Source organism: Streptococcus mitis (assembly GCF_001579035.1).
Lineage (GTDB): Bacteria > Bacillota > Bacilli > Lactobacillales > Streptococcaceae > Streptococcus > Streptococcus mitis_J.
The window spans coordinates 144,065-150,471 of record NZ_KQ970290.1; the positions used below are offsets into that span (position 1 = coordinate 144,065).

At 42.5% G+C, this 6,407-nt stretch carries 6 protein-coding genes; 4 read left to right on the plus strand and 2 right to left on the minus strand.

Features of this window, described 5'->3' with window-relative positions:
• From adhP to SMIDD26_RS08900, 4 genes are all read left to right on the plus strand, one after another.
• A partial coding sequence (adhP, locus tag SMIDD26_RS08885) for an alcohol dehydrogenase AdhP (protein ID WP_061439866.1) occupies positions 1-990 on the plus strand: 990 nt, incomplete at its 5' end.
• A gap of 234 nt (positions 991-1,224) precedes the next feature.
• Positions 1,225-2,214 carry a PTS sugar transporter subunit IIB gene (locus SMIDD26_RS08890; RefSeq protein WP_061439867.1) on the plus strand — a complete coding sequence of 330 codons (990 nt, stop codon included), beginning with the start codon at positions 1,225-1,227 and terminating at the stop codon, positions 2,212-2,214.
• A gap of 25 nt (positions 2,215-2,239) precedes the next feature.
• Positions 2,240-3,043: a PTS mannose/fructose/sorbose transporter subunit IIC gene (locus SMIDD26_RS08895; RefSeq protein WP_061439868.1), complete on the plus strand. Its 804-nt coding sequence runs from the start codon at positions 2,240-2,242 to the stop codon at positions 3,041-3,043.
• 23 nt (positions 3,044-3,066) lie between these two features.
• Positions 3,067-3,978, plus strand: a complete 912-nt coding sequence (locus SMIDD26_RS08900; protein ID WP_000136865.1) for a PTS system mannose/fructose/sorbose family transporter subunit IID — start codon at positions 3,067-3,069, stop codon at positions 3,976-3,978.
• Between the two features lie 54 nt (positions 3,979-4,032).
• Here the strand turns inward: SMIDD26_RS08900 and pepC are convergent, their stop codons facing one another.
• Positions 4,033-5,367, minus strand: a complete 1,335-nt coding sequence (gene pepC / locus SMIDD26_RS08905; RefSeq protein WP_061439869.1) for an aminopeptidase C — start codon at positions 5,365-5,367, stop codon at positions 4,033-4,035.
• Positions 5,368-5,477: 110 nt separating this feature from the next.
• Positions 5,478-6,200, minus strand: a complete 723-nt coding sequence (locus tag SMIDD26_RS08915) for a pseudouridine synthase (protein WP_061439870.1) — start codon at positions 6,198-6,200, stop codon at positions 5,478-5,480.
• Positions 6,201-6,407: the final 207 nt, after the last annotated feature.

The following is a 6,407-nucleotide window of genomic DNA, read 5'->3' on the forward strand; positions in this document are numbered from 1 at the left end:
ACTGGTGTTGCTGTTGAAGAAAAAGTACTCCGTCCACTTGAAACTGGGGAAGCACTTGTAGAAATTGAATACTGTGGTGTTTGCCACACTGACCTCCACGTTGCTCATGGTGACTTTGGTCAAGTACCAGGACGTGTTCTTGGCCACGAAGGTGTCGGTATCGTTAAAGAAATTGCCCCAGATGTGAAAAGCCTTAAAGTCGGTGACCGCGTCAGCGTTGCTTGGTTCTTTGAAGGATGTGGTACTTGCGAATACTGTACAACTGGTCGCGAAACCCTTTGCCGTACAGTAAAAAATGCTGGCTACTCAGTAGACGGTGGTATGGCTGAACAGTGTATCGTAACTGCAGACTATGCTGTTAAAGTTCCTGACGGACTTGATCCAGCCCAAGCCTCTTCTATCACATGTGCTGGTGTAACAACCTATAAAGCTATAAAAGAAGCAAAAGTTGAACCAGGTCAATGGGTTGTTCTTTACGGTGCTGGTGGACTTGGTAACCTAGCTGTTCAATACGCTAAAAAAGTATTCAATGCTCATGTCATCGCAGTTGATATCAACAACGACAAACTTGCCCTTGCAAAGGAAGTCGGTGCTGATGTCGTTATTAACGGCCTAGAAGTTGATGATGTACCAGGACTCATCAGAGAAAAAACTGATGGAGGAGCTCATTCAGCTGTCGTAACTGCTGTATCTAAAGTTGCCTTCAACCAGGCTGTTGACTCCGTTCGTGCTGGTGGTCGCGTCGTCGCTGTCGGTCTTCCTTCTGAAATGATGGAACTCAGCATCGTTAAAACAGTCCTCGATGGAATCCAAGTCATCGGTTCTCTTGTAGGAACTCGTAAAGACTTGGAAGAAGCCTTCCAATTCGGTGCAGAAGGTTTAGTAGTTCCAGTTGTTCAAAAACGTCCAATAGAAGATGCCGTAGCCATTTTCGACGAAATGGAAAAAGGGCAAATCCAAGGACGTATGGTACTCGACTTCACCCACTAATCTAATAGAAACCTATTTTAAAAGTTGGAAGCTTCTTCCAACTTTTTTATATTAAATTTTTAAATAAGGATTCAAAAAAACTTCTCTAAAACTCAATATATCAATATTTTTAGATGTAATCTTTTTAATTATTTTATGATAAATAGTTGATTTTTAGATGAAAACGGTTTATACTTAAAAAGTCTTAAAGTTTTCTTAAACGAAAACTAAAACAAAAAAGGAGGAATGACAATAATGAGTATCGGAATCATTATTGCGAGCCACGGCGAATTTGCTGCGGGTATTCATCAGTCAGGATCTATGATCTTTGGTGAACAAGAAAAGGTTCAAGTTGTAACCTTTATGCCAAATGAAGGTCCTGATGATCTATACGCTAAGTTTAATAACGCTGTTGCTGCATTTGACGCAGAAGATGAGGTTCTAGTTTTGGCTGACCTTTGGAGTGGATCTCCATTCAACCAAGCTAGTCGCGTGATGGGAGAAAATCCCGAACGTAAGTTTGCCATCATCACAGGACTTAATTTACCGATGTTGATTCAAGCCTATACAGAGCGCCTCATGGACGCTGCTGCAGGTGTAGAAAAAGTCGCTGCGAATATTATTAAAGAAGCCAAAGATGGCATCAAAGCTCTTCCAGAAGAGCTAAATCCAGTTGAGGAAGTAGCAAGCGCTGCAGCTGCTCCAGTTGCCCAAGTTGCTATCCCAGAAGGAACTGTTATCGGAGACGGTAAACTCAAGATTAACCTTGCCCGTCTGGACACTCGTTTACTTCACGGTCAGGTTGCAACTGCTTGGACTCCAGATTCAAAAGCAAATCGTATCATCGTTGCTTCAGATACCGTGGCTAAAGACGACCTTCGTAAAGAGCTCATTAAACAAGCGGCTCCAGGTAATGTCAAGGCTAACGTGGTTCCAATTCAAAAACTGATTGAGGTTTCAAAAGATCCACGTTTCGGAGAAACACATGCCCTTATCTTGTTTGAAACACCTCAAGATGCCCTTCGTGCTATCGAAGGTGGCGTGCCAATCAAGACTCTTAACGTTGGTTCTATGGCTCACTCAACAGGTAAAACAATGGTCAACAACGTTTTGTCTATGGACAAAGAAGATGTTGCTACATTTGAAAAAATGCGTGACCTCGGTGTTGAATTTGACGTACGTAAAGTACCAAACGACACCAAAAAAGATTTGTTTGACTTGATCAATAAAGCAAACGTACAATAATCGATTTTATGAAAGGATTTTAAAGATGTCTATTATTTCTATGGTTTTAGTAGTCGTTGTAGCCTTCCTAGCAGGTCTTGAAGGTATCCTCGACCAGTTCCAATTCCATCAACCACTTGTAGCTTGTACTCTTATTGGGCTTGTAACAGGTCACTTAGAAGCAGGGATTATCCTTGGTGGTTCTCTTCAAATGATTGCCCTTGGTTGGGCTAACATCGGAGCTGCCGTAGCTCCTGACGCTGCTCTTGCTTCTGTTGCTGCTGCCATTATCATGGTTCTTGGTGGCGACTTTACTAAGACAGGTATCGGTGTTGCCCAAGCGGTTGCTATCCCTCTTGCAGTTGCTGGTCTATTCTTGACTATGATTGTCCGTACACTCTCTGTCGGATTGGTTCACACTGCTGATGCTTCTGCTAAAAAAGGTGACTTCAAAGCAGTTGAACGTGCTCACTTTGTCGCACTTCTTCTTCAAGGTCTTCGTATTGCAGTCCCTGCAGCACTCCTTCTAATGGTACCAACTGAAACCGTACAAAGCATTCTAAATGCTATGCCTGATTGGCTCAAAGACGGTATGGCTATCGGTGGTGGTATGGTCGTTGCCGTTGGTTACGCCATGGTTATCAACATGATGGCAACTCGTGAAGTATGGCCATTCTTCGCTATCGGTTTCGTGCTTGCTGCCGTGTCAGATATTACTCTAATCGGATTTGGTGCTATCGGTGTTGCTATCGCTCTTATCTACCTTCACCTTTCTAAAACTGGTGGAAATGGTGGCGGAGGAGCCGCAACTTCTAACGACCCAATCGGCGATATCCTAGAAGACTACTAAGATAAGAAAGGACTGAAAACATCATGACTGAAAAACTTCAATTAACTAAATCAGATCGTAAAAAAGTTTGGTGGCGTTCAACTTTCTTACAAGGTTCTTGGAACTATGAACGTATGCAAAACTTGGGTTGGGCTTACTCATTAATTCCAGCTCTTAAAAAACTCTACACTAAAAAAGAAGATCAAATCGCTGCTCTTGAACGCCATCTTGAGTTCTTCAACACTCACCCATACGTAGCCGCTCCAATCATGGGGGTTACTCTTGCACTTGAAGAAGAACGTGCTAACGGTGTTGAAATCGATGATGCCGCTATCCAAGGGGTTAAAATCGGTATGATGGGACCTCTTGCTGGTATCGGTGACCCAGTATTCTGGTTTACAGTACGCCCAATCCTTGGATCACTCGGTGCTTCACTTGCCCTTACTGGTAATATCTTAGGTCCAATCCTCTTCTTCGTTCTTTGGAACTTGATTCGTATGTCATTCTTGTGGTATACACAAGAGATTGGATACAAGGCTGGATCAGAAATCACTAAAGACATGTCTGGTGGTATCCTTCAAGACATCACTAAAGGTGCTTCTATCCTTGGTATGTTCATTCTTGCTGTCCTTGTTCAACGTTGGGTAAATATTAAATTTGCTTTCGATGTTGCCAAAGTTCAACTAGATGAAAAGGCTTATATCCATTGGGATAAATTGCCAGAAGGATCTAAAGGTATCCAAGAAGCATTCGCACAAGTAGGACAAGGATTATCTCAAACATCTGAAAAAGTTACTACTTTCCAACAAAACTTGGATATGTTGATTCCTGGACTATCAGGACTACTCCTTACTTTCCTTTGCATGTACTTGCTTAAGAAAAAAGTATCTCCAATCACTATTATCCTTGCACTATTCGCAGTGGGTATTGTGGCACATGTTCTTCACATCATGTAATCAAGCAACTTAAAAGGAACCAGATTCTAAACCTGATTCCTTTTTTCTATACTTTTATTCAGCCAAGGCACCCATTGGATCCCATGGTGCGAGTACAATTGGTTCTGCTTCATAGGCAGCTTGTTCTTCTGCTGTCAGCAATTCTTTGCGAACAACGATTTGATAAGTGTACTCGTCCATCCAAGCGTCTGAGGCAACAAAGTAACCATCTGTACCGACCTTGTCTCCCCATGAGTTTTCAACCTTCCACTTGGTTGACTTACCATTTTCATCCAAGTCAACACCTGTCAATACCATAGCGTGGGTCATTAAGCTTTCGCTGTAGTCCAAACGTCCAGCCTTGTCTTGAGTGAGTTGAATATCCATGCTTGATTCAAAGTCATAAACATCTGTCGCAAGGATTCCAGCTTTACGGTTGCTGAGCTGACCAACATCAGAACCAAACCAAACAGTCTCTCCTGCTTGCATTTGAGCAATTGCCAACTCTTTCAAGCGCTCCATCGGTACGTTGATGTAGCGAACTGCACGGCTACCAACCACATTCCCCAACATCTCAACTGTGTAAGATTTTCCGTAAGGTTTGTCAGCAGTTGGAGCATTGATAACAGAAACGTAGTCTTCTAGTGGAAGATTAACATATTTCTTGTAAAACTCTTGTGGTGTGATACCTTTTTCGCTTAGGTAGTTGTTATCTTTATCGCGATAAGCAAAGTCAAATTTACGTGGTGGAAGGCCTAGTGACATAGCAAGAAAGTTAAAGATTTCTTGCAAGAGGTCTTCTTTCTTAGATTGAACAGTCGCTTGGTCTGCACCAGAAGCAAGCAAGTCACGCAAAATTTGAGCATCTTGACGAAGCAATTTGTTGAGAATGGCATTTAGCTCACGACTGCTACTAGATGAAACTGACTCAGGGTAAACTGACTTAGGCACGACACCGTATTTTTCAAAGAGAGAAACGACCATATCCCATTGACCACCATCTTGTTGAGGTGTTTGAAGTAGGAATTTAACCTTACGACTCGTCAAGTCTTGGTCTGCAGTCGCAATGACTTGCTCCAAGAACCAGTTGGATTTCTCATACTTGTCCCAGAAGAATGTGTGGGCCTGTGATAACTCAAAATTTTCTAGTTTGTATTGTGAGATGAGCTTGTGGCGGAAAGTGTTGAGAGCCGCAAACATCCAGCAACGACCAGACGCTTTCTGGTTGGTTACCTTGTCCTTGGTCAAATCCAATGAGAAAACAGGTGTGTTGTCTACATGACTTTGGCGACGTTCTAGGGCTGCAAAAATTCCATTGTTGCTGGCAGCATTTTCAATCGCTTGGTATTTTACATTTGCTTCATAATTGGCAAATAGTTTATCAGTAAATGATTCTTGAATCGCGTTCATAGATTCCTCCTTTTATTCTACAGTCTATTATAACTCTTTTCTCAAAGGAAGCAACTGAAAAACATAAAAGGCAAGGATATTCTTCCTCACCTTTTCGAAAATAAACCAAACTAAGCAATACTTGCAAGGAGAACCTCTAATTCTTCCTTGGTCAAGCGACGCCATTCTCCTCGCTGCAAGTTCTCATCCAATACTAGAGTTCCCATAGTCAAACGTTGCAAGTCTATTACTTCCTTGCCACAGTAGCCCACCATACGCTTAACCTGATGAAACTTCCCTTCTGCAATGGTCACACGGATTTGGCTTTGATTCTTTTCTGGATTTATGGACACAATCTCCAGTCTAGCGGGCTGACAGGTAAAGTCTTTGAGCGGAATGCCCTCAGCAAATGTCTCCACGTCTTCTTGGGTCATAATTCCCTTAACCTGAGCCATATAAGTCTTATCCACATGACGCTTAGGTGAAAGAAGAGCATGAGCAAGCTGACCGTCATTGGTCAGGAGCAGGAGTCCATGCGTATCGATATCCAATCGCCCTACTGGGAAAACTTCCTTGCTCCGGGCAATATCATCCAACAAGTCCAGAACGGTTCTGTGCTTAGGATCCTCAGTCGCTGAGATAACTCCTTGGGGCTTGTTCATCATGTAGTAGACAAACTCTTCATACTCCAACACTTGCCCATCAAAGCGAATCTCATCTCTTTCTTCATCAATCTGCAATTTAGCTGATTTTTCTTTTTTACCATTTACCGTCACGCGCCCAGCCTTGAGCAAGTTTTTGACCTCAGTCCGACTTCCCACCGCACAGGCAACTAAAAATTTATCTAATCTCATAGAACTATTATATCATATCAAAAGGAGGCTGGTACAATGACCAACCTCCTTTTCGTTTCATACTCTTTAAAAATCTCTTCAAACCGCGTCAACGTCGCCTTGCCGTATAGATGTTACTGACTTCGTCAGTTCTATCTGCAACCTCAAAACAGTGTTTTGAGCTGACTTCGTCAGTTCTATCTGCAACCTCAAAACAGTGTTTTGAGC